The sequence below is a fragment of the Streptomyces sp. MNU76 genome (assembly GCF_020982545.1).
Classification (GTDB): Bacteria; Actinomycetota; Actinomycetes; order Streptomycetales; family Streptomycetaceae; genus Streptomyces.
The window spans coordinates 100,646-126,383 of sequence record NZ_JAJKLK010000006.1; the positions used below are offsets into that span (position 1 = coordinate 100,646).

Annotated in this window: 24 protein-coding genes and 4 pseudogenes; 15 read left to right on the plus strand and 13 right to left on the minus strand. The window is 69.0% G+C overall.

The genetic code is table 11. The features are described from left to right. Positions 1-44 precede the first annotated feature (44 nt). A complete protein-coding gene (locus E4N62_RS15670) occupies positions 45-413 on the plus strand; it encodes a helix-turn-helix transcriptional regulator (protein WP_230215034.1) in 369 nt (122 codons plus the stop codon). A 206-nt stretch (positions 414-619) separates the two neighbouring features. Here the strand turns inward: E4N62_RS15670 and E4N62_RS15675 are convergent, their stop codons facing one another. The 3 genes from E4N62_RS15675 to E4N62_RS15685 form a co-directional block, all read right to left on the minus strand. Further along, complete coding sequence (locus E4N62_RS15675) at positions 620-1,684, minus strand: ArsO family NAD(P)H-dependent flavin-containing monooxygenase (protein WP_230215036.1); 1,065 nt, start codon at positions 1,682-1,684, stop codon at positions 620-622. Between the two features lie 205 nt (positions 1,685-1,889). Continuing rightward, positions 1,890-2,996 carry an ACR3 family arsenite efflux transporter gene (gene arsB, locus E4N62_RS15680; protein ID WP_230215038.1) on the minus strand — a complete coding sequence of 369 codons (1,107 nt, stop codon included), beginning with the start codon at positions 2,994-2,996 and terminating at the stop codon, positions 1,890-1,892. After that, a complete protein-coding gene (locus E4N62_RS15685; protein ID WP_230215039.1) occupies positions 2,993-3,301 on the minus strand; it encodes a helix-turn-helix transcriptional regulator in 309 nt (102 codons plus the stop codon). The genes arsB and E4N62_RS15685 overlap by 4 nt, the downstream gene beginning before the upstream one ends. A gap of 93 nt (positions 3,302-3,394) precedes the next feature. On the opposite strand from E4N62_RS15685, the gene E4N62_RS15690 reads away from it, so the two are divergent. Genes E4N62_RS15690 through trxA form a run of 3 tightly spaced genes read left to right on the plus strand, consistent with a single transcriptional unit; the run spans position 3,395 to position 5,177 of the window. Then, positions 3,395-3,808, plus strand: a complete 414-nt coding sequence (locus E4N62_RS15690; protein ID WP_086802243.1) for an arsenate reductase ArsC — start codon at positions 3,395-3,397, stop codon at positions 3,806-3,808. Further along, positions 3,805-4,818 carry a thioredoxin-disulfide reductase gene (trxB, locus tag E4N62_RS15695; RefSeq protein ID WP_230215040.1) on the plus strand — a complete coding sequence of 338 codons (1,014 nt, stop codon included), beginning with the start codon at positions 3,805-3,807 and terminating at the stop codon, positions 4,816-4,818. The genes E4N62_RS15690 and trxB overlap by 4 nt, the downstream gene beginning before the upstream one ends. Positions 4,819-4,853: 35 nt before the next feature. Beyond that, positions 4,854-5,177 carry a thioredoxin gene (gene trxA, locus E4N62_RS15700; protein ID WP_230215041.1) on the plus strand — a complete coding sequence of 108 codons (324 nt, stop codon included), beginning with the start codon at positions 4,854-4,856 and terminating at the stop codon, positions 5,175-5,177. 29 nt (positions 5,178-5,206) lie between these two features. Here the strand turns inward: trxA and E4N62_RS15705 are convergent, their stop codons facing one another. Further along, positions 5,207-5,581 carry a helix-turn-helix transcriptional regulator gene (locus E4N62_RS15705; RefSeq protein ID WP_230215042.1) on the minus strand — a complete coding sequence of 125 codons (375 nt, stop codon included), beginning with the start codon at positions 5,579-5,581 and terminating at the stop codon, positions 5,207-5,209. Between the two features lie 890 nt (positions 5,582-6,471). On the opposite strand from E4N62_RS15705, the pseudogene E4N62_RS15710 reads away from it, so the two are divergent. From E4N62_RS15710 to E4N62_RS15720, 3 genes and pseudogenes are all read left to right on the plus strand, one after another. After that, positions 6,472-7,155: pseudogene (locus tag E4N62_RS15710) on the plus strand (PhoX family phosphatase); the annotation flags it as partial. Beyond that, on the plus strand, positions 7,086-7,901 hold the full coding sequence (locus E4N62_RS15715) for a DUF2180 family protein (RefSeq protein WP_230215043.1): 816 nt from the start codon (positions 7,086-7,088) through the stop codon (positions 7,899-7,901). The pseudogene E4N62_RS15710 and the gene E4N62_RS15715, both read left to right, overlap by 70 nt. Before the next feature lie 7 nt (positions 7,902-7,908). Beyond that, a pseudogene (locus E4N62_RS15720) lies at positions 7,909-8,025 on the plus strand (VapC toxin family PIN domain ribonuclease); the annotation flags it as partial. Positions 8,026-8,262: 237 nt separating this feature from the next. Here the strand turns inward: E4N62_RS15720 and E4N62_RS15725 are convergent. Next, positions 8,263-9,765 carry a SulP family inorganic anion transporter gene (locus E4N62_RS15725; protein WP_230215045.1) on the minus strand — a complete coding sequence of 501 codons (1,503 nt, stop codon included), beginning with the start codon at positions 9,763-9,765 and terminating at the stop codon, positions 8,263-8,265. Positions 9,766-10,195: 430 nt separating this feature from the next. Here E4N62_RS15725 and E4N62_RS15730 point away from each other — a divergent pair, with 430 nt between their 5' ends. Then, positions 10,196-10,612 carry a MerR family transcriptional regulator gene (locus tag E4N62_RS15730; RefSeq protein ID WP_230215046.1) on the plus strand — a complete coding sequence of 139 codons (417 nt, stop codon included), beginning with the start codon at positions 10,196-10,198 and terminating at the stop codon, positions 10,610-10,612. Between the two features lie 93 nt (positions 10,613-10,705). Here E4N62_RS15730 and E4N62_RS15735 read toward each other — a convergent pair. The 4 genes and pseudogenes from E4N62_RS15735 to E4N62_RS15750 form a co-directional block, all read right to left on the minus strand. Then, a pseudogene (locus E4N62_RS15735) lies at positions 10,706-10,840 on the minus strand (VOC family protein); the annotation flags it as partial. Positions 10,841-10,873: 33 nt separating this feature from the next. Next, positions 10,874-11,626 (minus strand): hypothetical protein, encoded by a 753-nt coding sequence (locus E4N62_RS15740; RefSeq protein WP_230215047.1) that lies wholly within the window; start codon positions 11,624-11,626, stop codon positions 10,874-10,876. Between the two features lie 425 nt (positions 11,627-12,051). Beyond that, positions 12,052-12,888, minus strand: coding sequence for a hypothetical protein (locus E4N62_RS15745; RefSeq protein ID WP_230215048.1), 837 nt, complete (start codon positions 12,886-12,888; stop codon positions 12,052-12,054). A 96-nt stretch (positions 12,889-12,984) separates the two neighbouring features. Beyond that, positions 12,985-13,317, minus strand: coding sequence for a hypothetical protein (locus tag E4N62_RS15750; protein ID WP_230215049.1), 333 nt, complete (start codon positions 13,315-13,317; stop codon positions 12,985-12,987). Between the two features lie 156 nt (positions 13,318-13,473). Between E4N62_RS15750 and E4N62_RS15755 the strand changes: the two genes are divergently transcribed. The 3 genes from E4N62_RS15755 to E4N62_RS15765 all read left to right on the plus strand — a co-directional run bounded on the left by E4N62_RS15755 (position 13,474) and on the right by E4N62_RS15765 (position 16,404). Next, positions 13,474-13,794: an antibiotic biosynthesis monooxygenase gene (locus E4N62_RS15755; protein WP_230215050.1), complete on the plus strand. Its 321-nt coding sequence runs from the start codon at positions 13,474-13,476 to the stop codon at positions 13,792-13,794. Between the two features lie 84 nt (positions 13,795-13,878). Next, positions 13,879-15,564, plus strand: a complete 1,686-nt coding sequence (locus E4N62_RS15760; protein WP_230215051.1) for a ribonuclease J — start codon at positions 13,879-13,881, stop codon at positions 15,562-15,564. A 114-nt stretch (positions 15,565-15,678) separates the two neighbouring features. Beyond that, on the plus strand, positions 15,679-16,404 hold the full coding sequence (locus tag E4N62_RS15765) for a spermidine synthase (RefSeq protein ID WP_230215052.1): 726 nt from the start codon (positions 15,679-15,681) through the stop codon (positions 16,402-16,404). Here E4N62_RS15765 and E4N62_RS15770 read toward each other — a convergent pair. Beyond that, positions 16,388-17,640, minus strand: a protein-coding gene (locus E4N62_RS15770) for an IS3 family transposase (RefSeq protein ID WP_230213881.1) whose coding sequence is annotated in 2 segments (ribosomal slippage) — positions 16,388-17,358 and positions 17,358-17,640 — 1,254 coding nt in all. Because the reading frame shifts where the segments join, the coding sequence is not laid out codon by codon here. The genes E4N62_RS15765 and E4N62_RS15770 overlap by 17 nt on opposite strands. Before the next feature lie 48 nt (positions 17,641-17,688). Beyond that, entirely contained in the window at positions 17,689-18,981 is a 1,293-nt protein-coding gene (locus E4N62_RS15775; protein WP_230215054.1) for an ice-binding family protein, read from the minus strand. A gap of 673 nt (positions 18,982-19,654) precedes the next feature. Here E4N62_RS15775 and E4N62_RS15780 point away from each other — a divergent pair. The 4 genes and pseudogenes from E4N62_RS15780 to E4N62_RS15795 all read left to right on the plus strand — a co-directional run. Further along, a complete protein-coding gene (locus E4N62_RS15780; protein WP_230215056.1) occupies positions 19,655-20,398 on the plus strand; it encodes an IPT/TIG domain-containing protein in 744 nt (247 codons plus the stop codon). 194 nt (positions 20,399-20,592) lie between these two features. Further along, positions 20,593-21,648, plus strand: a complete 1,056-nt coding sequence (locus tag E4N62_RS15785) for an IPT/TIG domain-containing protein (protein WP_230215058.1) — start codon at positions 20,593-20,595, stop codon at positions 21,646-21,648. Positions 21,649-21,979: 331 nt separating this feature from the next. Then, entirely contained in the window at positions 21,980-22,447 is a 468-nt protein-coding gene (locus tag E4N62_RS15790; RefSeq protein WP_230215060.1) for an Ig-like domain repeat protein, read from the plus strand. Positions 22,448-22,724: 277 nt separating this feature from the next. Continuing rightward, positions 22,725-23,017: pseudogene (locus tag E4N62_RS15795) on the plus strand (transposase); the annotation flags it as partial. Positions 23,018-23,445: 428 nt separating this feature from the next. Here E4N62_RS15795 and E4N62_RS15800 read toward each other — a convergent pair. Next, a complete protein-coding gene (locus E4N62_RS15800; RefSeq protein ID WP_230215063.1) occupies positions 23,446-24,696 on the minus strand; it encodes a glycosyltransferase in 1,251 nt (416 codons plus the stop codon). Between the two features lie 43 nt (positions 24,697-24,739). Then, positions 24,740-25,711 (minus strand): alpha/beta hydrolase family protein, encoded by a 972-nt coding sequence (locus tag E4N62_RS15805; protein ID WP_230215065.1) that lies wholly within the window; start codon positions 25,709-25,711, stop codon positions 24,740-24,742. Positions 25,712-25,738: the final 27 nt, after the last annotated feature.

The window sequence follows — 25,738 nt, forward strand, 5'->3', positions numbered from 1 at the left end:
CCTGAACCCTGGGCCGCTGGTTCGACATGTGTCAACATAGACGCATGTCGAATGTCAAGGTACTGCCGCTGCTGGAGCCCGAGGCCCCGGAGGCCGTGGTGCCCTGCTGCCCTCCGCTGACCGAGCGCCCCTTCACCGCCGAGGAGGCCGAGCGGACCGCCCGCATGTTCAAGGCCCTCGGCGACCCCGTCCGCCTGCGCCTCTTCTCGCTGGTCGCCTCGCACGAGGGCGGCGAGGCGTGCGTCTGCGACATCTCCGACGTGGGCGTCTCCCAGCCGACGGTCTCCCACCACCTCAAGAAGCTCAGGGAAGCCGGACTCCTGACCTCCCAGCGGCGCGGCACCTGGGTGTACTACAAGGTCGAGCCGTCCGTGGTGGCCGCACTCGGCGGGATCCTCGGCAGCAAGGGCTGAGAAGCCCGCACGCCCGCACCCTCCCACGCCGCAACAACAAGGACACCCTGCCCGCGCTCAAGTCCTTCCTGAGCTATACCGCCGGCGACGAGGGACAGAAGGTCCTGCCGGGCATCCACTACGCGCCCCTGCCGGAGTCCGTCGCCACCGAGGTGCGCAAGGTCGTAGGCGAGTTGTCGTGATGTGCGGCTCGTCGCCCGTCTTGATCACCGTACGGTGGCGAGCAGTTCGGTGATCTCGCGGGCGGCGTCGCGGGCCGGGCGGCCGACTCCGATGAGGGTGGCGGAGGCCGGGCCGGTCCAGTCGCCGTAGCCGAGGAGGTGCAGTCGCGGTTCGCCCACGGCGCGCGTCCCGGCGGTCGCGACGTGGCCACGCGGGCCGCGTAGACCCAGGGGCGCCAGGTGCGAGAGTGCCGGGCGGAAGCCGGTGCACCAGATGACCGCGTCCACGTCCGCCCGCGTGCCGTCGGCCCATACGACGCCGTCGCGATCGAGGCGTACGAACATCGGCGCGGCCTTCAGCCGCCCCGCGTCACGGGCCTCCCGCACCGGCGGTACGGCGACGATGTCTCCCAGTGACGCCACTCCCCCGCCGTCGGTGCGGCCCTCGTCCAGCGCACGGCGCCGCGCGGTGGCCACGTCGAACAGGACCTGGCCGTCGATGTCGTCGGCCAGGTAGCGCGGAGGACGCTTGGTCACCCAGGTCAGCTCGGTGTCGTACGCCAGGTCGGCGGCGATCTGCGCGCCGGAGTTGCCGCCGCCGACCACCACGACACGGCGGCCGGCGAAGTCCTGGGGGCGGCGGTACTCGACGGTGTGCAGTTGCTCGCCGCGGAAGTCCGCGCGGCCGGGTACCGCCGGAAGGAAGGGCCTCCACCAGGTACCGGTCGCACTGACCACCGCCCGTGTCCGCCAGTCACCCTTGTCGGTCTCCACTCTCAGGAACGCGCCGTCGTGGTGCACTCCCGCCACGCGCACCGGACGCCGTACCGGGAGTTCGTAACGCTGCTCGTAGTCACGCAGGTACGACACGACGTGCGCGGAATCCGGATACTCAGCGCCCTGCTGGACCGGCATGAGCCGTCCCGGAAGGGAGGAGTACGCGGCCGGGGAGAACAGGCGCAGCGAGTCCCAGGCGTGCTGCCAGGCGCCGCCCGGCGTGGACCCGGCGTCCAGGACGACGAAGTCCACGCCCAGGCGGCGCAGGTGGTAACCGGCGGCGAGCCCGGCCTGGCCGCCGCCGACCACCACGACATCCGTCTGCTCGCTCATCACGCCCGGTCGGCCGTGTCGGCCGCGTACGTGAAACAACGCACGGTACGGGCCGGGGGCTCGTACGGGGCACTCAGCATCGACCCGCCCCCGAGGCTCCGGACAGTGACGCGGGCGTGGTTCTCGCGGACGCCGGCACCACACTCACGGCACACGCCCGCGGCTTCGCTCGTCGCTTCGCGTGCACGGCAGTCCAAGCAGTGCATCAGCGAGTGGCTTCCTCGGTCACCTGCTCGGACGAGCCGAACTTCTTGCGCCAGGCCAGCGACACGTACACCAGCGCCACCAGGACCGGGACCTCGATCAGCGGGCCGACGACGCCCGACAGAGCCTGGCCGGAGGTCACCCCGAAGGTGGCGATGGCGACCGCGATGGCCAGTTCGAAGTTGTTGCCGGCGGCCGTGAAGGCGAGGGTCGCGGTGCGGTCGTAGGCGAGGCCGATGACCTTGCCGAGGGCGAAGGTGCCGAACCACATGACCGCGAAGTACACGAGCAGCGGGAGCGCGATGCGGGCCACGTCCAACGGCTGCGAGGTGATGGTCTTCCCCTGCAGGGCGAAGAGGATGACGATCGTGAAGAGCAGGCCGTACAGGGCCCAAGGGCCGATCCTGGGCAGGAAGTCGGACTCGTACTTCTCGCGGCCCAGCTTCTTCTCGCCGATGCGGCGGGTGAGGAAGCCGGCCAGCAGTGGGATGCCGAGGAAAATGACGACGTTGAGAGCGATCTTCCACATGGAGATGTCGAGCGTCTCGCCGTCGCCGAGGCCCAGCCAGCCGGGCAGCAGGTCGAGGTAGAACCAGCCGAGCAGGCCGAAGGCCAGGACCTGGAAGACGGAGTTGAGAGCCACCAGGACGGCTGCCGCCTCGCGGTCGCCGCAGGCCAGGTCGTTCCAGATGATGACCATGGCGATACAGCGGGCGAGACCGACGATGATCAGTCCGGTGCGGTACTCGGGCAGGTCCGACAGGAAGATCCAGGCCAGGGCGAACATGACCGCCGGGCCGACGATCCAGTTGATGACCAGCGAGGAAATCATGAGCGGCTTGTCGCCGGTGACGGCGTCGAGCTTGTCGTAGCGGACCTTGGCCAGGACCGGGTACATCATGATCAGCAGGCCGACGGCGATCGGCAGGGAGATGCCGCCGATCTCGACCTTGGCGAGGGCGTCGTTCAGGCCGGGGATGGCGCGGCCGAGGCCGAGGCCGAGGGCCATGGCGATCAGGATCCACACGGCGAGGAAGCGGTCCAGTGTGGAGAGCTTCGCGACGACCGAGGACTCCTCCACGGTCGCGGGTGTTTCGGCGCGGGTCACGGGCAGGCCCTCTTGTTCTCGTTTGCGGTACGGGCGGACTCGGCCAGGTCGGCGAACTGTCCGGCGAGCTTGGCGATGACGTCCGGGAGCAGCTTGTAGTACGTGTACCGGCCGCACGGCTCGGTCTCGACGACCCCGGCCTCGCGCAGCACTCTCAGGTGGTTGGAGAGGTTGGTCTGCCGGGCACCGGTCTCCTCCACCAAGTGGCTGGTGCACAGCGTTTCGCGAGCGAGCAGGGTCACGATTTGGAGCCTGAGCGGGTCGGCCAGAACCCGGATCAGGTCAGTGTCGACTGACGTCATCATGGGCTGATACTCTCACATCAGTGGTAGCTGACACCACCGGGTACTGAAGTCATTCACGCCTGATGCCGTCGCGAGACAAGAGAGACACACCTGATGCCCGACAAGCCCTCCGTGCTGTTCGTCTGTGTCCACAACGCCGGCCGTTCCCAGATGGCCGCCGCGTGGCTGACCCACCTGGCCGGGGACCGCGTCGAGGTCCGCTCCGCAGGCTCCAACCCGGGCGCGGGCGTCAACCCGGCCGCCGTCGAGGCGATGGCCGAGGTCGGCATCGACATCTCCGCCGAGGTGCCGAAGATGCTCACCGTGGACGCGGTGAAGGAGTCCGACGTCTGCATCACCATGGGCTGCGGCGACACCTGCCCGGTCTTCCCCGGCAAGCGGTACCTGGACTGGCAGCTGGAGGACCCGGCGGGCCAGGGCGTCGAGGCGGTCCGTCCGATCCGCGACGAGATCAAGGTGCTGGTCGAGGGCCTGATCAAGGAGATCGCGCCGGAGCCCCAGGCATGAGCACGTCCGCGAGCACGACCACGACCACGTCCACGGACATCCGCGACGTCATCGTCATCGGCTCCGGCCCCGCCGGATACACCGCCGCCCTCTACACCGCCCGTGCCTCGCTGAAGCCGCTGGTCTTCGAGGGCGCGGTCACGGCCGGCGGCGCGCTGGTGCAGACGACCGAGGTGGAGAACTTCCCCGGCTTCCGCGACGGCATCATGGGCCCGGAGCTGATGGACGACATGCGGGCCCAGGCCGAACGCTTCGGCGCCGAACTCGTCCCCGACGACATCGTCGAGGTCGACCTCACCGGCGCCATCAAGACCGTCACCGACACCGCCGGGACGGTCCACCGGGCGAAGGCCGTCATCGTGGCGACCGGCTCACAGCACCGCAAGCTCGGCCTGCCGGGCGAGGACGCGCTCTCCGGCCGCGGGGTGTCGTACTGCGCGACCTGCGACGGCTTCTTCTTCCGCGAGCACGACATCGTCGTGGTCGGCGGCGGCGACACCGCGATGGAGGAAGCCACCTTCCTCTCCCGCTTCGCCAAGTCCGTCACCATCGTCCACCGCCGCGACACCCTGCGCGCGTCCAAGACGATGCAGGACCGGGCCTTCGCGGACCCGAAGATCTCCTTCGCCTGGAACAGCGAGGTGGCCGAGATCCACGAGGACGGCGGCAAGCTCGCCGGGCTCACCCTGCGCGACACCGTCACCGGCGAGACCTCCCGCCTCCCGGCAACCGGACTCTTCGTCGCCATCGGCCACGACCCGCGCACCGACCTGGTCACCGGCCAACTCGACCTGGACGACGAGGGCTACCTCAAGGTCGCGTCCCCGTCGACGCGTACGAACATCGCGGGCGTCTTCGGCGCGGGTGACGTGGTCGACCACACCTACCGCCAGGCGATCACCGCCGCGGGCTCCGGCTGCGCGGCGGCCCTCGACGCCGAGCGGTACCTCGCCGCCCTGGCCGACACCGAGCAGACAGCCGAGCCGGACAAGATCACGGCCGGAGTCTGAGCGACACCCGCAAGCATTCGTAGGAGAAGGTCCCCATGGCCCTCAAGAACGTCACCGAAGACTCCTTCGAGCAGGACGTCCTCGCCGGCGACAAGCCCGTACTCGTCGACTTCTGGGCTGCCTGGTGCGGCCCGTGCCGCCGGCTCGCCCCCTCACTGGAGGCGATCGCCGCCGAGCACGGCGACAAGATCGAGATCGTCAAGCTCAACATCGACGAGAACCCGGCCATCGCCATGCGGTACGGCGTGATGTCGATCCCGACGATGAACCTCTACAAGGGCGGCGAGGTCGTACAGACCATCGTCGGTGCCAAGCCGAAGGCCGCCCTGGAACGCGAACTCGCCGAGCACCTGGGCTGACTCCTCGGCGCCCCTGCCCCCGGCGAACGTCAGCGGGGCAGGGGTTCGAGGATCTCGCGCACCCGGCGCAAGCCGTCCAGGTTCACGGAATACCAGGACCAGGTGCCGCGACGCTCGCGGTTCAGCAGGCCCGCCTCGGTCATGACCTTCAGGTGGTGACTGATCGTCGGCTGCCGGAAGCCCAGGCAGTCGGCGAGGTCGCATACGCACGCCTCACCCGAGGGCGCACGCTCGACGAGCCGGAGAATCTGCAGCCGGGTGGGGTCGGCGATGGCCTTGAGCATGGACGCGAGGCGCTCGGCCTCGTCGCGGTCGATGAGAAGACACGCCAGAGCCGGGGTGCACGTCTCCGCTTCCGCGTCGTCCGTCACCGCCTCCGCAGCGTCGAATGCAGTGATAGCCATCTATGCACCATAAGCGGCGCTCAGGGCCCCACCATGTGTTCGAAGGCCCCCTGGACGGCATGTTCACCTACCGTTCACTTTCGCCGCCGCCTACCCAATAGATAGACAAGCACCCATGCTGCACGGCAGGGAGGAGTCTCTGGACCTCCCGGCGAGGAGCCGCCCCATGGACGAGGCCAGGGCGCCGCTACCTCGACTGGAACCTGCCGGATCTGGGCGGCCTCGACATCGAGACCGCGCGGGCGGTACGGGACGCGCTGGCCGCGCGGGTCGACGTACTGGCACGCGAGTTGCTGCCTACTGCGGCACCGGTGAGTGAGTGACTCCTCGGCGCCTCTGAGCGCGAAGTGAACCGGTCGGCGGGGCACCGCCATGCAGCCCGCCGACCGGAGTTCTGTGAACGCGTGCCCTCGTGAGGGTTGGCGTTGTCCGGGTCCTACGCGGTCGGAGCCGGGGCCGACGAAGCCCCCTGTGGCCCCGAGGAGCACGACGCACCGCACTCCAGCCGGTACCCCATCACAGCCGCCGTCAGGGCCAGGGGAGCCTTGGCCCGGCGCAACGAAGTGGAAATGTTCACGACTCTCGACCCTCGTGTCTGCCGGGTCCCCCGGCCTCTGGATCCGGGGCGCGGTGCGCTCCGCTTCGGACACTTGGATCGAAGCCAGTCTATGTGAACAGCGGGTGCACGTGAGGCACATCACGCATGAATGATAGCTTGTCATCTATATAGATCGATCGTGTTCCAAGGTGGCGGGGAAGCACAGGGAAGGATCTGCACCTCATCAACCACGGACGCACCACCGCGAACGGGCACCCGTTCGAGCCGCCGAGAGTCAGCCATCGCGACCGAGTAGCCGCCGCGACCAAGTCACGCCATTTCGCGGGCAGTTGACGTGTCGCACGTCCCCGGAATGACGGCGGCGGAGGTGTGCGTCTTCACGCGCCTGGCCGCCGACAAGGTGGGCGCCACGAAGATGGACCGCCCCGAGGACGTCGAGCCCCACCCGCACACGGGCCGCGTCTACGTCGCCCTGACCAACAACAGCAACCGCGGCGCCGCGGGCCGGGCAGCCGCCGACGAGGCCAATCCCCGCAACGCCAACAAGCACGGCCACGTCCTGGAACTGGAGGAGAAGCGGGGCGACGCCGCCGCGAAGTCCTTCAGCTGGCGCCTGATGCTGGTCTGCGGCGACCCCGACGACCCGTCCACCTACTTCGCGGGCTTCGACAAGAACAAGGTCAGCCCCATCTCCTGCCCCGACAACGTCGCCTTCGACCCCCACGGCAACCTGTGGATCGCCACCGACGGCAACGCCCTCGGCACGAACGACGGCCTCTTCGCGGTACCGGTCAAGGGCGCCGAGCGCGGCCATGTGAAGCAGTTCCTCACCGTCCCGGTCGGCGGCGAGACCTGCGGGCCGATCATCACCGAGGAACGGATCCTGATCGCCGCGCAGCACCCGGGCGAGAGGGACGGCGCGACCGCCGAGAAGCCGGCGTCCGTATGGCCGGACGGGCCGGGAAGCATTCCCCGGCCGTCGGTCGTGACGGTGTGGAAGGAGCGGCGCCGGTAACCCGCACGTCCCCTTCCGCTCATCCACCTGCCCGGGCAGTCTTCGACCGCCCGGGCAGCGTTGTCTCTCCCCCGTGGGCCATACGGCCCAGGAAACCGGGGCCGGACAGCCTTGTGCCAGGCCCCTGGCGGCACTCCTCTCTCGCCTCGGGCCGAGGGAGCATCGAAGTGTCACTTCGACGGTCGTTGAAATGGCCCGGGGGTGTCCGGTGGACGGTGCCGTGCTCGCCGTGGTGGGCGGACTGCTCGTGCTGTCCATGGCCTCCGGGTTGTTCGGCCTGGGCGTCGCGTCCGGTCTTCGCCCGCGGCGGTCTGATCGACTGGCGCCGCGCGCTCGGCCCGGCCGCGGTCACCACCGCCTTCGTGCCCCCTCGGAGCGTTGCCGGCGCGCGTGATCGGCCCCGGCGCGATCTGGGCGGTGTACCCGGCACGTCGGCACCGGCTCAACTGCGAAGAAGGAAAGAAGGGTCAACCGTGAACTGCTACGACTGCGCCCAAGAAAGCCAGACCACCGTGGCGACAGCAGTGTGCCGACACTGCGGAGCCGCCGTGTGCACCGAGCACGCCCACGTCACCGCCGAACTCGTCCACCGCACGGTCGGCATGGGCCCCTCGGTCCGGCCGCTGGCCGCGCGCCACATCACCTGCACCATCTGCTACGACGCCGAGCACAGCGGGAACCCCACCGCTGCGGCCGCCGCCCCACCCCCACCGCCACCTGACCGACCTGCTCGAGGTAGGCGATGACCACCAGCAGCACCGATGCGCCGGGCCCCTCGACCTCGTGGTGGCCGCCGATGCCGAGCGTCAGGGCCTGACCCTCCTGCACCGCGACCGGGACTTCGAGCGCATCGCCGTCGTCACTGGACAGCATCGCCCGCTGGAGGCGGGGCCGGCGGGCGTCGGGACGGAGTCGGCTCGTCCCCGGAAAAGCCTGGCGGTGCGGCTCGGGGTTCCCCCCTCCCTGCCGCTTCCTCTCCCCGAGGAGCGGCATCGAGGCGACGCGGACCGGGATCCGGTCGTCAGGGCATTCTCCCGGGCCAGGCCCGCACGCGGAAAGACCGCCCTTCCCCGCTGTGTCCGTCGTCGGGGAAGAGCGGCGGTCCGGTCAGTGGCTGCCGGTCAGCTGGCCGGCGAGGCGCCCGTGCATGTCGGCGCTGGGCTTGTTCAGGCCGATGATCGTGACCTTCTTGCCGCGCTGGGCGTACTTGGTCTCGATGGCGTCCAGGGCGGCGACGGTGGAGGCGTCCCAGATGTGGGCCCCGGAGAGGTCTATGACGACGTCGTCCGGGTCGTCCTTGTAGTTGAACTGGTAGACGAGGTCGTTGGAGGAGGCGAAGAACAGCTCGCCGGTGACCGCGTAGACGACCTGGTTGCCGTCGGGGTCGACGACGCCGGAGACGTCGACCATGTGGGCGACGCGCTTGGCGAAGATCACCATGGCGGTGATGCAGCCCACGACGACGCCGATGGCGAGGTTGTGCGTGGCGACCACGCACGCGACCGTGATGACCATGACGGTCATCTCGCCGAGCGGCATCCGCTTGACGGTCTTCGGCGCGATGGAGTGCCAGTCGAAGGTGGCCACCGACACCATGATCATGACGGCCACCAGGGCGGCCATCGGGATGTCGGAGACGATCGGCCCGAAGGCGATGCACAGGAGCATAAGGAACACGCCGGACAGGAACGTCGACAGTCGCGTGCGCGCTCCGGAGACCCGCACGTTGATCATCGTCTGGCCGATCATGGCGCAACCGCCCATGCCGCCGAAGAAGCCGGTGACGATGTTGGCGACACCCTGGCCGATCGACTCGCGGGTCTTGCCCGAGTGGGTGTCGGTGATGTCGTCGACGAGCTTGGCGGTCATCAGCGACTCCATCAGGCCCACCAGCGCCATGGCGAACGCGTACGGGGCGATGGTGGTCAGGGTGTCCATCGTGAAGGGCACGTCGGGCAGGCCGGGCACGGGGAGGGAGGACGGCAGGTCGCCCTTGTCGCCGACGGTCGGCACGGCGATCGCGGCCGCCACGGTGATCACGGTCAGGATGACGATGGAGACCAGCGGGGCCGGGACCACCGTGCTGACCCTGGGGAAGAACACCATCAGCGCCAGGCCACCGATGACCAGCGGGTAGACCATCCACGGCACGTCGCGCAGTTCGGGCACCTGCGCCATGAAGATGAGGATGGCGAGGGCGTTGACGAAGCCGACCATGACGCTGCGCGGCACGAACCGCATGAGCTTGGCCACACCGACCGCGCCCAGGATCACCTGGAAGACGCCGGCGAGGATGACGGCCGCGACGAGGTAGCCGAGTCCGTGCTCCCGGTTGAGCGGGGCGATGACCAGGGCGATCGCGCCGGTCGCGGCGGAGATCATCGCCTTGCGGCCGCCCACTATCGAGATGACGACGGCCATGGTGAAGGAGGCGAACAGGCCGACCGCCGGGTCGACCCCGGCGATGATGGAGAAGGAGATCGCCTCGGGGATCAGGGCCAGGGCGACGACCAGGCCGGCCAGCACCTCGGTGCGCAGAACCTTGGGAGAGTCGAGCCAGTCGGGTTTGGACAGGCGGAACTTCGGGGCTGCGGGCAGCAGTGAGGACATGCGACCGTTTCTGTTCAGGCGCACGCGTCACCGGCGGGGACACGTCCGCGTCGTCTACGAAGTAATGCCGTAGGCACACACGACTCCGCGCTCAGGAGGAGCGGAGTCCCTCGGCGGCCCGGCCACGTCAGCGGGGCCCAGCCGATCTGTGTGACAGCCGTCCGGCTGCCGGTCGGGCATCATGGCCCGGAAGTCTTCGGATGCCATCGGGGCCCGGTCCGGGCCCGCGCCATGGCGGTTCAGGGTGCCGTCGCTCTCGACGGCAGCGGCGAACACGTGGAGACTCTACCCTGACGTGAGGGCAGAGTGCGACTTACGGCATGTGAAGCGCAGGTAAACGCCCACCGAGATCCTGTGATTCATCTCACGTAAGCTGTAGTGCTTTACGGATTCGAAAATCGAAAGAAACGACGAAGGGGATCCTGGGGCAATGACGGAGCAGCGGCAGATGCAGATCGGCGAAGTGGCCGAGCGGACTGGCTTGTCGCTGCGCACCATCCGCCACTACGAAGAAGTCGGCCTCGTCATCCCCTCGGCCCGCAGCAAGGGCGGCTTCCGGCTTTACACCGAGTCCGACGTCGAGCGGCTGATGGTGATCCGCAGGATGAAGCCGCTGGACTTCTCCCTGGAGGAGATGCGCGACCTGCTGGACATCACCGACCGGCTCGCCGCCGTCGACAACCCGCCGCTCGGCGAGGAGTTGGAGCGCCTGCGGGAGCGGTTGGACTCCTACCGGAAGGTGGCCGACGCCCGCTGCGAGACCCTGCGGGCCCGCCTGGAGATGGCCGAGGACTTCGCCACCACGCTCCGTTGCCGCTTGCAGGCGGATGTCCACTCGGGCACCTGAGCCGCTCCGGTCGCCGTACGAATCGCCGTACGAGAGGAGGGGCACGGTCCGTGGCGCGCCCGTACCCCTCTGTTCGACTCGGTCGCGTGACGGTCAGCCGCCGACGGCCCTTGGCACCTCTTCGGTGACACCGTTCAGCGGCGAGTCGGGATCACTGCCGTACGGGCGGGCGATGACCTCCAGGCCGTGGCCGGCCGGACCCGTGAAGTACGCCCCGGCAGAGCCCTCACCCGAACTTCGCCCGGGGCGTCGGCGCTCACCTCACGGGTGCAGCAGGTGCAGGCGGCTGGGCTCGGCCTCCAGCCGCAGTGGGGCGCGCACATCGCGGGCGGGTACGCCGTCCACGTCCAACCGGTAGGTGCCCCAGGCCCGTTCGAACCGCAGGCGCCGGATGCGGCGTATCCCGAAGGAGTCGCCTCGCGCTTCCAGCAGACCCTGGTCGGTCACGCCGACACGCAGAGGTTGACCGCCAGGAGCGGTGATCTTCTCGTTGTCGAGGATGAGGCGGGCGTTGCCCGGGTGCGGCTGCAACGACACCAGGGCGGCCTCGTGCACGGCGACGGTGAAGCCGCCTTCGGCGGGATGGATGCCGACCACAGCCCTGCGGTGCGCTCCGAAGGCGTTCAGTTCACCGCCCGCCTGTCCTTCCGGGCGCTCGACGAGCAGCGGCAGTCGCCACAGGGCCGCGGCACGCATGGCTTGTTGGGCCTGAGGACCTCCGGCGTGTACGAGCAGATCGACCGCCGGGCCGCGGACGCCGCGGTGCGCGCCCTCGCGCTCGCCCGCCTCCGGAATGGGACTCAACTCCGTACTGCGGACGCCCTGTTCGGCCAGGCGTGCGCACAGCAACCCCGCCCGCTCACGATCGCCTCGATTCCAGCCGCGCACGACACCCAGTACGGGGCGCGCCGCCGGAAGGCTTGCGGCGAGCCGTACGGCAGCGTCGAGGAGGCGCTCCACGTCCGGCGCGTCCCTGGCGGATCCGGCATCGGGGGACGAGGTCGAGGGCGGCATGCGGGCTCCTTGCTCGCTCAGGGCGGGCCAAGCGGGCGGCGGCGAGGTGCGGGCCTGAGGCCGCAGCCGGAGAAGTACGAGCCCGCGAGACCGGCACGTCGGGTCGGAACGTGGCGCGGGTCATGGCCGACGGCCGCCTGGGCGGCGCCGCACCAGGAGGAGACGCCTCCGAGGTCCCGCCTCTGTGGCCCGAGTCGGGACGCACGGCAGCCTTCCGGCCGTTCATCTCTAACGTAACGCGAGAGTATGACCGATGGGAAGTAGGACTCTTACTGGATGAACGGCCGCCAAGGTTGACGTACAGGTAGAGTCATGGACGCCGTTGGACTCACTGGACAAGTCCTCTCGGCACGGCGGCCCCGGGTAAGTCCTCCATGCACTCATGGCCCGGGGCCGCATCAGCGTGCCCGGTCTCAGCGTGCCGTTCAGCGCAGGCGCGCGGCCGGGTCGGAGGCCAGCCAGCCGCGGGCACCCCAGAAGTCGACGGCTCGGCAGATCGTGCCCAGCGCGCGCTGCGACCGGTCACCGCCGTCACCCCAGTGCCCGTGACACCAGTCGGCGAGCCGGTCGGCGGCACCGTCCTCCTCCAGCACGCCGAGCCGGTTGTGGGAGCCGAGGTGGGTACCCAGCAGCAGCATCGCGGTGGCATCGGCCTGGCCGGAGGCTTCACCCATGAAGGCGGCGATGGCCTGCCGGACGGTGGGCACCATGGGCGGCGACGGGGCGGCCTTCGATCGGCTCGGCCGGGGAGGCGGAGCAGCTCGACGCTCCGATGCGGTCTTCGCACCTTCGGCCGGCTTCTCCCCGCCCGCCGGAGCGGACTTCTCGACGGGCACGGACTCGGGCACAGGCACGGACTTCGGCACAGGTGCGGACTTCGGCGCGGACACGGGCGGCGACACCCGAGGTGAGACGGCCGGTGCGGCCACCGGGCCCTGGGCGACACCGAGGCAGGCGGCCACGTAGTCGCTGGGCACGGGGACGTTCTGGGAGATCGAGGTCTCCAGCGCGTCGACGTCGCAGATCCGGCACAGCGGCAGTTCGCGCCAGCCGATGATGGACAGTTGAGTGCCGCGCGAGTGCCGGGTCATCGCCTGCGGGCGGTGGACGATGTCCTGGCCGCCGCGACTCGCACAGCGCACTCCACCGCGCAGCCACCGCGTGCCACACGTCAGGCAGGTCACCTCGATGTCGCCCGCGGCCTGCTCGCCGCGCAGTTCCTCGCTCTCCCCGCACGACGGGCACACCATCGCCGCCGCCATGCTCCTCCGCCTTCCTGCCGCAGGGTCGGTCGCAGGGTCAAGTCTACTGTCACGTAAGGGTCGACTCCATGAGGTCTTGCGGCCCTGCGACACGGTTCAGTCGTGGGCGGCGATGAGGTGGCCGAGCCGGGCGTCGGGGAACTCCCGCTCGAAGGAGCCCGCCTGCCAGCGGTCGGGGAAGAGGGCGAGCTGCGCCTTGTCCCTGACCCGGGTGAGGGCCTCGCCCTTGACGATGCGGGAGCGGTTGAGTGCCTCCGCGCCGGACGTGTCGGTGGCGCGGGCCAGGTGATACGGCAGCGTCTCCAGTCTCACAGCGGCGGAGAACTCCCCGGCCATGCGGGCGCTGACGACGTCGAACCGCATCGGCCCCACGGCGGCGAGCACAGGCGCCTGATCTCCTCGCCGATCGGAGACGAGGACCTGGACCACGCCCTCCTCGTCGAGCTGCGCGATGCCGCGCCGGAACTGCTTGGAGCGGACAGGTCGACCGGGCGGACGACGGCGAAGTGCTCCGGTGCGAAGGTCGGCATCGGCGGGAAGACGGCCGCCTGGTCGGCGTAGAGGGTGTCACCCACCCGCAGTGCGGTGGCGTTGACCAGGCTGATCACCGCTGCCTTCGATGTAGACGGACCCGAACGGCAGCGCTCCTTCACCGACGCCGTGATCGCCGCCCAGCCGAAGGAGGGCGGCCACCCCGGCGCGATCTCGGCCCACTTCCTGCACAGCGCCGACGGCGGCCGCGTCCTGCTCTACACCGAGTGGACCAGCATCGAGGCACACCAGGAAGCCGCCGAGGCCGGTCATCACGACAAGGGACACGAGATCTTCGCCGCCACACCCGGGGTACGGCCCACCGGCGGCGGGCGCTACCACCTGCACCGCTCCCTGCCTCTCCCCCGGCCATGACAGTGGGCCGAGCGGCGCACCGCACCTCGTATCCACCCGGCGGGCAGTGGATCACCCTGGCGCACTCTCCGGTAACGTGAGGGTATGAGCCATCCGCACCCAGAACTCAAAGCCGCCCCGCCGCTGCCGGACGGAGGACTCAGGGTCACCGCCCTGGGCGGCCTGGGCGAAATCGGCCGGAACATGACCGTCTTCGAACATGCAGGCAAACTGCTGATCGTGGACTGCGGTGTGCTGTTCCCGGAGGAGAACCAGCCCGGCGTGGACGTGATCCTGCCCGACTTCACCTCCATCAGGGACCGCCTCGACGACATCGTGGCCGTCGTCCTCACCCACGGCCACGAGGACCACATCGGCGGCGTGCCCTATCTGCTGCGGGAGCGGGCGGACATCCCCCTCGTCGGCTCGAAGCTCACCCTCGCCTTCATCGAGGCCAAGCTCAAGGAGCACGGGATCAGGCCCCGCACGGTGCGTGTGCGCGAGGGCGACCGGCGCGGCTTCGGCCCCTTCGACTGCGAGTTCGTAGCGGTCAACCACTCCATCCCGGACAGCCTCGCGGTGGCCCTGCGCACCGGAGCCGGGATGGTGCTGCACACCGGTGACTTCAAGATGGACCAGTTCCCCCTGGACGACCGCATCACCGACCTGCGCGCCTTCGCCCGCCTCGGCGAGGAGGGCGTGGACCTGTTCCTCACCGACTCCACCAATGCCGAGGTCCCCGGCTTCACCACCTCCGAACGCGAACTGAACCCCGCGATCGAACAGGTGATGCGCACCGCACCGCGGCGGGTCATCGTCTCCAGCTTCGCCAGCCATGTGCACCGCATCCAGCAGGTCCTGGACGCCGCCCACCAGCACGGCCGCAAGGTGGCCTTCGTGGGCCGCTCCATGGTCCGCAACATGGGCATCGCCCGCGACCTGGGCTACCTCAAGGTTCCGCCCAACCTGATCGTGAACACCAAGGAGTTGGAGAAGCTCCCCGCCCACCAGGTCACCCTGGTGTGCACCGGGTCCCAGGGTGAACCGATGGCCGCCCTGTCCCGGATGGCCAACCGCGACCACCAGATCCGCATCGGCAAGGGCGACACCGTCCTGCTCGCCAGTTCCCTCATCCCCGGCAACGAGAACGCCATCTACCGGGTGATCAACGGCCTGACCCGGTGGGGCGCCAACGTCGTCCACAAGGGCAACGCGAAGGTGCACGTCTCCGGCCACGCCAGCGCCGGCGAACTCGTCTACTGCTACAACATCGTCCGCCCCCGCAACGTCATGCCCGTACACGGCGAGTTCCGTCACCTGCGGGCCAACGCCGACCTCGCCATCCGCACCGGCGTGGACCCCGACCGGGTCGTCATCGCCGAGGACGGGGTCGTCGTCGACCTCGTCGACGGCCGCGCCTCCATCACCGGCAAGGTGCCCGCGGGCAACGTCTACGTGGACGGCATGGAAGTCGGCGGCGCCACCGAGGCGTCCCTCAAGGACCGGGTCACCCTCGCCCAGGAGGGCGTCATCACGGTCGTGGCCATCGTCGACGCCGACACCGGCGCCCTGGCCGAGGCCCCCGACTTCCTGGCGCGCGGCTTCGTCCACGACGACACCACCTTCGAGCCGGTGATCCCCGTCATCGAGAAGACGCTGGCCACCGCCGCCGAGGAAGGCGTCGGCGACGCCCACCAGCTCGAACAGCTCATCGCCCGCGCCGTGGCCAACTGGGCCTTCCGCACCCACCGCCGCAGGCCGCTGATCATCCCCGTCATCATCGACGCCTGAGGGAAGCTGCTGGGTCGTAGAGGCCCGATGCCGATGCCGAACCGCCACCCAGCGCTCCGCTCCCCACGCCAGCAACAGCCCCCGTGCATCCACGAACGTCAGAAAGGTGAACGGATGAGCCTGCGCCTGGAGGAGATCGACTGGCAACCGACACCGATCGGCGAGATCAGTCTCCGCAGACGCCGCGACCCGGTCTCGGGAGACGACGTCTACGAGGTGAAACTCGGCGACGAGTACCTGATGTCCAGCCTCTTCACCACCGGCGAGATCGCGCTCGCCGAACTCGCCCTGGCGACACTGCCGGGCACCGGACTGGACGTGGCCGTCGGCGGACTCGGACTCGGCTACACCGCCCAGGCCGCCCTGGACGATCCCCGGGTGCGCTCGCTGACCGTGATCGACGCGCTCGCCGAAGTCATCGACTGGCACCGGCGGCACCTGGTGCCCCTCGGAGCCCGGCTCACATCCGACGACCGCTGCCGCCTGGTCCACGGCGACTTCTTCGCGCTGGCCGCCGCCCCCCAAGGTCTGGACCCCCAGGAGCCGGGCCGTCGCTTCCACGCCGTCCTGCTGGACGTCGACCATTCACCGCGCCATGTGCTCCACCCACGCCACGCGGCGCTCTACCAGCCCGCCGGGCTCCGCGCTCTCGCCGCTCACCTCCACCCAGGCGGAGTGTTCGCCCTGTGGTCCAACGACCCGCCCGACGAGCAGTTCACCTCCGCGCTCACCGAAGTCTTCGCACGAGCGGCGGCCCATGTCGTCGCCTTCGACAACCCCCTGCAAGGCGGCACCTTGAACCGCCCCGGGTTCGGTGGAGATCTCAGTTGGTGGCTGTGAGCTGGGTTTTCGTGGTTGCTCGGTAGTAGTTGGCTTCGTATTCGACGGGCGGAATGTGCCCTATCTCACCGTGGAGCCGGCGGTGGTTGTACCAGTCGACCCACTCGGCGGTGGCGAGCTCGACGTGCGAGAGCGTCTTCCACGGCCGCTGCGGTTTGATGACCTCGGTCTTGAACAGACCGATCGTCGACTCCATGAGCGCGTTGTCGTACGCGTCGCCGACCGAGCCGATTGAGGCCGCGATGCGGGCCGCGTCGAGGTGTTCGGCGAGGCGAAATGAGGTGTATTGCGACCCGGCGTCGGAGTGGTGGACCAACTCGCCAGGGGCCGGCGGACGGCCGTCGCGGTCGCGCTGCCACAGCCCCATGTCCAGGGCGTCCAGGACGAGTTGGGTCTCCTTCGACAACGACGCGGACCAGCCGACAATGCGACGCGAGAAGGTGTCCACGACGAACGCGACATAGACGACGCCCGCCCAGGCCGCGACGTGTGTGAAGTCGGCGACCCAGGTGCGGTTCGGAGCCGGGGCGACGAACTCGCGGTCGAGCAGGTCCGGGGCCCGGGCGGCGGCCGGATCCGGCATGGTGGTGATGACCTTCTTGCCGCGGACGGCGCCGGCGATGCCGAGCTCGCGCATGAGGCGCTCGATCGTGCAGCGGGCCACCTCGTGGCCCTGGCGGTTGAGCTGTCGCCAGACCTTCCTGGCGCCGTAGACCCGGTAGTTGGACTGGTAGACCTCCTGGATCAGCTCCTTGAGTTCCTCGTCTCGCACCGCTCGCGGAGAGGGGCTTTCGAGGCGTTTCTTGCAGGCGTAGTAGGTGGAGGGGGCGATCTTGCAGCTGTGCTGGGTCAGTACGCGGCAGATCGGCTCGACGCCGCCGAAGCGGTCCCGGTGCTCGTCGATGAACGTTACGAGCGAGGAAGTGGCCGGTCGAGCTCGGCCGCGAAGAAACTCGCCGCGGCCTTCAAGATCTCGTTCGCGCGCTTGAGTTCGGCGATCTCCTTCTTCATCGCCTTGATCTGCGCGGACTCCTCGCTCGTCGTCCCCGGCAGGGTCCCGGAATCGATCTGGTCCTGGCGGACCCACTTGCGCAACGTCTCGCGCGAGCCGATGCCGAGCTTCGCCATCACCGCGTTGATCGCGGCGGACTCGGTCGGGTAGTCACCGCGGACCTCGGCGACCATGCGCACCGCGCGCTTGCGCAGCTCAGGGGGATAGGAGGAGGGACGTGCCATGACTCTGATCCTTACACGGAATCGAGTCTCCATTCGAACCGGGGCGGTTCAGTCGAGGGTGACCGAGCCGTTGATGGCCAGAGCCTGTCCCTGGATGGTTACGCCGGCGTTCACGGTGATGGATGTCAGGGCCAGGATCCTTCCCGCGAAGGCGGTGTCGGTGCCGAGAGTGGCTGAGCTTCCGATTTGCCAGATCACGTTCCTGGCCGTGGCGCCGTTGATGAGGAGCACGCGGCTGGCCGTTGCCGTGGTCAACGTGGATCCGATTTGGAAGACCCATTCGGCGTTGCGGTCGCCCTGGGCGTCCAGGGTGAGCGTGCCGGTGAGAGCGAGGGACGTGGGGGCGTTGTAGACGCCGGGAGTCAGCGTCAGGCCGCCGAGGTCTCCGGAAAGGCCGGCGTCCGGGAGCTGGGCGACGGCAGTGTCGTAGGTGGCGATGACATCGACGTGAGCCTGAAGGGCGTCAGCGTCAGTGATGTGGATGGAACCGTGAACCTGACCGGGCGGGAATCCGGTGACGGACGTTCCCGGACTCACCCCGAGATCCCCGGTGACTTCGGAGGGACCGGTGTTGGTGACCGACTCGCCGCCCAGCACCGCGAAGCGTCCCAGATAGGTGTACGCGTCCGAAGCGGTCACGGTGCCGCCGAGAGTGATGACGGAGACGTCGACCGGGCCGAGTTCTCCCGCTGGGAGCAGGGCGTGGATCTCCGTGTCGGAGGCGATCCGCCAGGACAGGGCGGGCGTGCCACCGAAGGTGACGCCAGTGGTGTAGGAGAACGCGGTTCCGGTGATGACGACGAGATTGCCCCCGTCCACCGGCCCTTTGTCCGGGGTGACGGCAGTGATGGACGGCGAGTCGAGATAGGTGTAGACGACCCCACCGGCGGTTCCACCCCTGGTTCGTACCGTGATCGTGACCGGACCTGCGGAGGCAGCCGCAGGGACGGTGACGGTGAGTTGACCGTCGGAGTCGACGGTGAAGGCGGCGGCCTGCGCACCGAAGAGGACCTCGTACGTGGTGTAGAGGCCGAGTCCTGTGAGGGTCGCCGTGTTGCCGCCGGTCAAGGGGCCGGCGGGTGGCGGAAGGAGACGGAAGGAGGGTGGCGGCAGGTAGTAGAAGCTTCCGACGACGCCCGTTCCGCCGGGGGTGGTGACCGAGACCGGAACGGCGCCGTGGCCGGAGGGGGTGACGGTGGCGGTGGTGGAGTCGCTGAGGACCGTGAAACTCGCAGCCCGGCGGGAGTCGTAGAGCACGCTGGTGGTGCCGGTGAAGTGGCTGCCGGTGAGCGTCACCGCGTCGCCCCCACCCGTGGATCCCTGGTTCGGTATGACCGCCATGGGGCGCTCCCTGAGTCTGTCGGCCGGTCGGCGGGCTGCGTCGTCGGCCGGTCCCTGCACCGATGACCGCAGTGGTTCCCCTCCTCGGAGTAGCCCACTGGCCCACGCATCTGACAAGGGTTGAGGGCATATGTCACCCGAATGAGGTACGTGTTCGCAGGCGCGCATCCAACCGACACCGCGTACCGCGCGGCGACTGCTTCCGTGGCAGAGTGCGACGTTCCCCGGGCCCGCGGCCTCGCCACCGCAACGATCTCGGATGCCGCAACGAATTGGCATATAAGCAGATCGTCAGCAATACGCCGCCGATGTGCCCCGTTTTCACGCCGTGGCGCTCACCTGAACGGCTGATTCTGCGACGAAAGCCTTGTCGGCCTGTCACTCTGCTGGGTTGATTCTCGTGTCAGTATCAGCGGCATTCGACTCCGCAAACGGACACGGGCAAGCCCCCTGATCGGGCGGCAACTGACGCCTGCCGGGCTGTACTTCTCGACAGGCCCTGCGCACAGCGCCGACGGCTGCAGACCGTCGACCGGGCATCGGCGCAAGGCCATCGAGATGCCACTTGGCCAGTGGACACGAGAGCAGGCTCGCCCTCATCCGGGACGTAAGCGGACCGAACGCCCCATCACTGCTCGGCAATGTACCGCATTCCGAGCAAGGAGGAACACTCATGCCCATCAGCCCGAACCAGGGATCCAGCGGCGGCGGCACACTCGTCACGATCACCGGCAGCAACCTCACCGGCACCACAGCCGTACGCTTCGGTACGCGACTCGCCACCTCCGTCACCAACGTCTCGCCCACCCAGGTCACCGCCGTCTCCCCCTCCGGCACCGGAGCGGTCGGCGTCACCGTGACCACCCCGGGAGGAACGAGCAACCCCATCCCGTTCTACTACGTCGGGGCGCCGTTCAAGCAGTCCCTCAGCCCGTCCTTCGGGTCGACCGCGGGCGGCGACACCATCACCATCAACGGCACCGGATTCTCCAGTGCCACCAGCGTCTCCTTCGGTGCCAACACCGCGGTGCCGACGGTGGTGTCCGACAGCCAGCTCACGGTCGTCGCACCGGCCGGCGCGGCCGGCTCGGTCGGCGTCAGCGTCACCACGGCCGGCGGCACCAACAACGGGCTCTCGTACACCTATGTCGCCGCCCCGACGGTGACGTCGGTCGTCCCGACGGAGGGACCGGAGTCCGGCGGCACCGCGGTGACCCTGACCGGCACCGGCTTCACCAGCACCAACCAGGTCACCTTCGACGGTAACCCGGCACCCTTCACCGTGATCTCCGACACCTCGCTGTCGGCCGTCACGCCTCCCGGCACCGCCGGTCCCGTCGACGTCGTCGTGACCAACGACGCGGGCAGCGCGACCCTCCTGGCCGCGTTCACCTACATCGCCGGCCCCGGCATCTGACCGCCCCTCAGCGGCCGGCCCGTCCGGAGCGGACGCCATAGCCCATCAGGGCCCGTCCGCCCCAAGCCCCCGGCCCGAAACCCCACCCGGGCCGGGGGCCCCGCCCGCCCGCCAAGAGGCAGGGGCAGGCAGGCCCGTCAGCTCTCTTCTCTCCTCGGCCCTCCCGGGCCCGCCCGACACTGTACGGAGACACCGTGAAAGACAGCGCCCCCGCGGCGGAAGCGGTCCGGCCCACCGCCGTCATCGCCGCCGTACCCGTTCTCACCTCGGTCGTACCCAGCACGGGCCCTGCGGCAGGCAGCAACAACGTCGTCCTGAATGGCAGCGGCTTCGTCGGAATCACCGGCGTCATGTTCGGCACCAAAGCGGCCCTCGGCTACACGGTCAACTCCCCCACGCAGATCACCGCGGTAGCCCCGTCCGGAACCGGCACCGTCGCCGTGACCGTCAAAACGCCCGGCGGAAGCAGCAACTCGGTCCCCTACACCTACGCGGCACAACCCTCCCTGACCGCAGCCTCGCCGAGCCAGGGACCGTCCTCGGGCGGCACCACCGTCATCCTCACCGGGACCGGCCTCACCGGGGCCACGGCAGTCACCTTCGGCAGCACACCCGCCACCAGCTACACCGTCAACTCACCCACCCAGATCACCGTCATCGCCCCCGCAGGGACAAGCGCCGTACCCATCACCGTCACCACGCCCGGCGGTACGACCGGTCCCGTCTACTTCTTCTACCTCAACGCGCCCACCGTCACCACCGTGTCGCCGAGCCAGGGACCGTCCTCGGGCGGCACCACCGTCATCCTCACCGGGGCCGACCTCACCGGGGCCACGACAGTCACCTTCGGCAGCACACCCGCCACCAGCTACACCGTCAACTCACCCACCCAGATCACCGCCGTCGCCCCCGCAGGAGCGGGCTCCGTAGCCGTGACCGTCACCGGCCCGGGCGGCATCAGCAACTCCGTCATCTACACCTACGTGACTCCACCGGTCCTCGGCTCCCTCACCCCCACACAGGGGCCCACCGACGCCGGAGCCGGCGTCACTCTCACCGGCAGCGGTCTGACCACCACGACCGCCGTCCACTTCGGTGCCGCACCCGCGGCCTTCAACGTGCTGTCCGACACCACGGTTGCGGCGACCGCCCCAGCGGGGGCACCCGGCCCTGTTTCCGTCAACGTGACCACGATCGGCGGCACCAGCAACTCCCTCACCTACACACGTGTCGCCTCTCCCTCGATCTAGATCGGCACTCCAGACCGCTTGGACGACACGGGTGCCGACCCTTTTCCCGGAGGCTCTTTGCCGGTTTTGTTTCTGGTTCGGGCGCGAATGCTTCGACGCCGGGCGGAGTCTGCCGACAGACACAGGGACCGTTGCGCAGCACCGTCCGTGAATCTGTGAAACCGTGCTCCCCGCCCCGCCATGCCTCTGGCCCAAGCGGGTTGACTAGGCCCAAGCCTCCCAGGAATGCGAGAACCTGCGGCGTAGCGTGACGCTCCCCGACCAGTCATGGCGGACCTCCGCCCGAATCGATCAAGGAGCCGAAACCGTGAGACGTTGGCAAGGCCGAAGAATGTGGAAGACCGGCACCATCCTGGCGCTGGCCGCCGTAGTGGGCCTCGCTTCACCGGCAGCGGCAGCTGTCAACTCGACGACGACGGTCACAGCGTCGCCCCCAGCAGCAAACGTCGGGGTACCCGTGACACTGACCGCGACCGTCACCTGTGCGGCCGACCCCACTGGAGGTCTCGGCGTGACGTTCTTCGACGGCGGCGACATCCTGAACACCGTGCCCGTCGGCGCGGACGGACAAGCGGAGCACACGACCTCCTTCACGACCACCGGCACCCACACAATCACGGCCGCATACAACGGGAACGAAAACTGCTTCGCTTCGAGCAACACGACCGCCGTCGTGGTCTCAGCGGCGCCCGCACCCGTCCCCCCCACGCCACCTGCGAACGGGTTCTGCCTACTCGCCTGCGGCGGCCTGATCAATTTCACGGTCGGTGACATCAACAACAACATCGAAGTGCACTGACTTCCCTGACGACTCAGCGGCACTGGCCCGGCACGCTCACGCGTTCTCTCCTGCTGCGCAGGACGCTACGCCGGACACCTTCCCACCTGCAGCGAGCACAGCAACATGACGTCCACCTCACGGTCACCGCAGGCAAGGGCCAACCTCGCGCGTTCACGTGCGCCCATGCCTTGATCAAATAAACGGAGAGTGCTTCTGACCTGCAACGACGGGGCTTGTCTAGGGTCCCGTTGGCTGCACGGAAAGAAGCACTCTCCAGGTCAGCAAGCGTCTCGGGTTGTACCCGCGTGTCCGCGTCGAGGGCGGTGGCAGCAGGGCAGTCTCACAGGCCGGGGCGGTGCTGCTGGTCGAGACGCTCCGCAAGTCCGGGCTGGACACCGCGATGTCGGTGGCAATGACACCGTGGCGCAAGCCAGGACGGTGCACGACCCGGGCAAGGTCCTGCTGGATGTCGCGCTCGCGACTCCTCTGGGCGGGGACTGCCGGGAAGCGGCTGGGCTGCGTGAACGTGGCGTTCAAGTAGGGGTTCGCGTGGCTGAGCCGATCGGACACGGGCCAGAGCCCGGGGACGGCGCAGGCGGCACTGACCGTGGTGGCGCCGAGCCGAGACCCGCGGCTCGGCCGGGTGTCGGGCGAAGATCGAGGACCTGGGCGGAGCAGCCGTCATCCACGTCGCTCCCATCACGTCGGCGTCGGCGTCGGCGTCGGCGTCGGCGTCGGCGTCGGCGTCGGCGTCGGCCACGATGATCGCGGCCTGCGGTGTGGTCCGCGATCATCGTGAACCTGATGGTGGACGCGATGGCCGCGGGCCCGGAGTTCGGCCCGCTCGCTTCGGCCACGCCCCGGACCGGCTCCTTCGTCGTGGCTGTGCCGGCCCGAGCCGCCGAGAACGCTCTCCCTCCCGGCCGTGAAGTCGGGAGCCCTGGCCGGCACCTGCTCCTGCTGACCCGGCAATGGCTCCGGAAGCAACGACAGAATCGTTCGCGGACACACCGCGGTCACCCGGTGCGGGACCCGTACCGGTCCAGGACCCGGCAAGCCCGGTCGGTGCCGTTCTCGGCTTTCAGGTCCTGGCCGAGCCTGCGCGCGGCCACGGCGTAGGGACCGTGCCGGGTGAGAGCATGCAGGCGTTGGGCGAGGGCGGGAACGGTGAGATCACCGGCCGGCAGTGGTGCGGGCCCCGCGCCGAGCTCGCGCACTCGTTCGGCCCAGTACGGCTGGTCTCCGAAGAACGGGCAGACCAGTGAGGGTCTTCCTGCACGTAGGGCCGAGGCCGTCGTACCGGCCCCGCCGTGGTGGACGACAGCGGCCATCCTGGGAAACAGCCAGTCGTGGGGGGTGTCGCCGACCACGAGGATGTCCTTCTCGCTGGTGGCGGGATCTCCGGCCAGTACTCCGCGCAGCTTCGCGCGTCGCAGCGCCGCCCGTACGAGGGTGTCGGTCGCCTTGGGGTCGCCGGTTCTCATGCTGCCGAATCCGACGTAGACGGGCGGGGGCTCGTCGGCCAGGAAGGCGAGCAGGCGCCTGGGGGGTTTCCACAGCCTCTGGTCGTGGTGCCAGAAACCGGTCACGTGGACGTTCGGTCCCCAGTCGGACGGCCGCGGCACGACCGCGTGGCTGAACGCGCAGAGCACGGGGGCCTGGCGAACCTGCCGCAAAGGGGCCGACAGGGGCAGCTCGGGGAGACCGAGGCTCTCCCGGCGCCACGCGTTGATGAACTTCCGGCACACCATCCAGGACCCGAGGTCGACCGCGTCGAAACTCAGCCGGTTGCCCAAGGCCCCCAGCCTGCCGGCAGTCGGTGCGAGCGGGTGTGCGAAGGCCCTCGTGGGCTGGCTGGGCTGGAAGTGTATGACCGCGTGCGGGACGTGGAGGTACTGGCTCAGGTGAAGACCGAGGAAGCCGAAGGTGGGTGCCAGAACCAGGTCGGCTCCTTTCGCGCCGGCCTGTGTCTCTTCCAGCATCGGCATGATGTGGGGTCGCAGGACGCGGTCGAGACGGCGGACGAACGCCACGGGGTTGCTCCGTCCGGCGAGGAGATCCTGCCCCTCGGCGGACTCGATGATCTCCGCGGGGTCGGCCGGAAGAGGATGAAGATCCAGTCCCGCCTCGGCGACCAGATGCTGGTAGCGCATGCTGGCGAGGACCCTCACCACGTCGCCCCGACGGGCCAGTGACCGGCCCAGCGCCAGGCAGGGCTGGACGTCGCCTCGGGATCCCGCAGCGAAGATCGCCACTGTTCGGCCCATGCCGACGCCTCTCTCGAATCACGCGTTGCGTCCCGCGCACCTGCTACCGGATTGACCTCATGACCGTGGGCCAAATGGCGTGCAACTCGTTCTGCCAGTAAGGCCAGGAATGCGTCCCCGGCGTATACAGATGCGTCGTGGTCTTGACACCCACCGAGCGAAGCGCCGACGCGAATCTCTTGTTCTGCTCCGGAAGTCCTGCCTCACCCACCACGCTCGCCAGTACCACATCGAGTGAGCGACCCTGGTCCAGCGGTCCGGGCGCACCACTACCCACGGACAGATGGACCCGCGTTCCGCGAAAGGATCTCGGCATGGCGGCAGGGTTATGGGCTTGCCACACGTCGTAGTCCTTCACCGGGTCGCCCCAGACCTTTCCGATGTCGACGCCGTCCCTGTCGGAACCGAATCCGATGGCCAGGCGCACACCCGGGTCGTTGAGGTCCACGTAAGAACTCATTGCCGCCGCGTACCGGAACATCCCCCGGTGGCGTGCGGCGTAGTTGAGTGCGCCGAAGCCTCCCATGGACAGTCCCACGACGGCTCGTGAGGGTCGGGCGCGGTACTTCTTCTCCATGAGCCGCACGAGTTCGGTGGTGTGAAAGGTTTCCCAGCGGGGCCCGCCAGCGTGCCAATCACTGTAGTAGCCGGCCTTTCCGGCGTCGGGCATGACGATGAGCACGTCTGATTTCCTCGACAGCGCTTCCACATCTGTTTCGCGTGTCCAGGACGTGTAGTCGTCATCTCCTCCGTGGAGCATGTACAGAACCGGAAAGGTGGCTTTTGGCTTCTCCTTCCAGCTCTTGGGAAGAATGACGCGGACCGGAATGGGCATGCCCATGGCAGGCGAACCGACCGTGAGGTCGAGCATTCGGGCATCGATCTTTTTCACGGCGACGATACGGGCCTCTGCAGCACCAGACCCGGACATGCCGCCCGGACTCCGCTCAGCCGCATGCGCCTCGGTCGAAAGCATGGCGGCGACGAGCCAGAGGCACACCAGCAGGAACTTCATGGGCTGCGGCACTCCTCGAAAAGAACA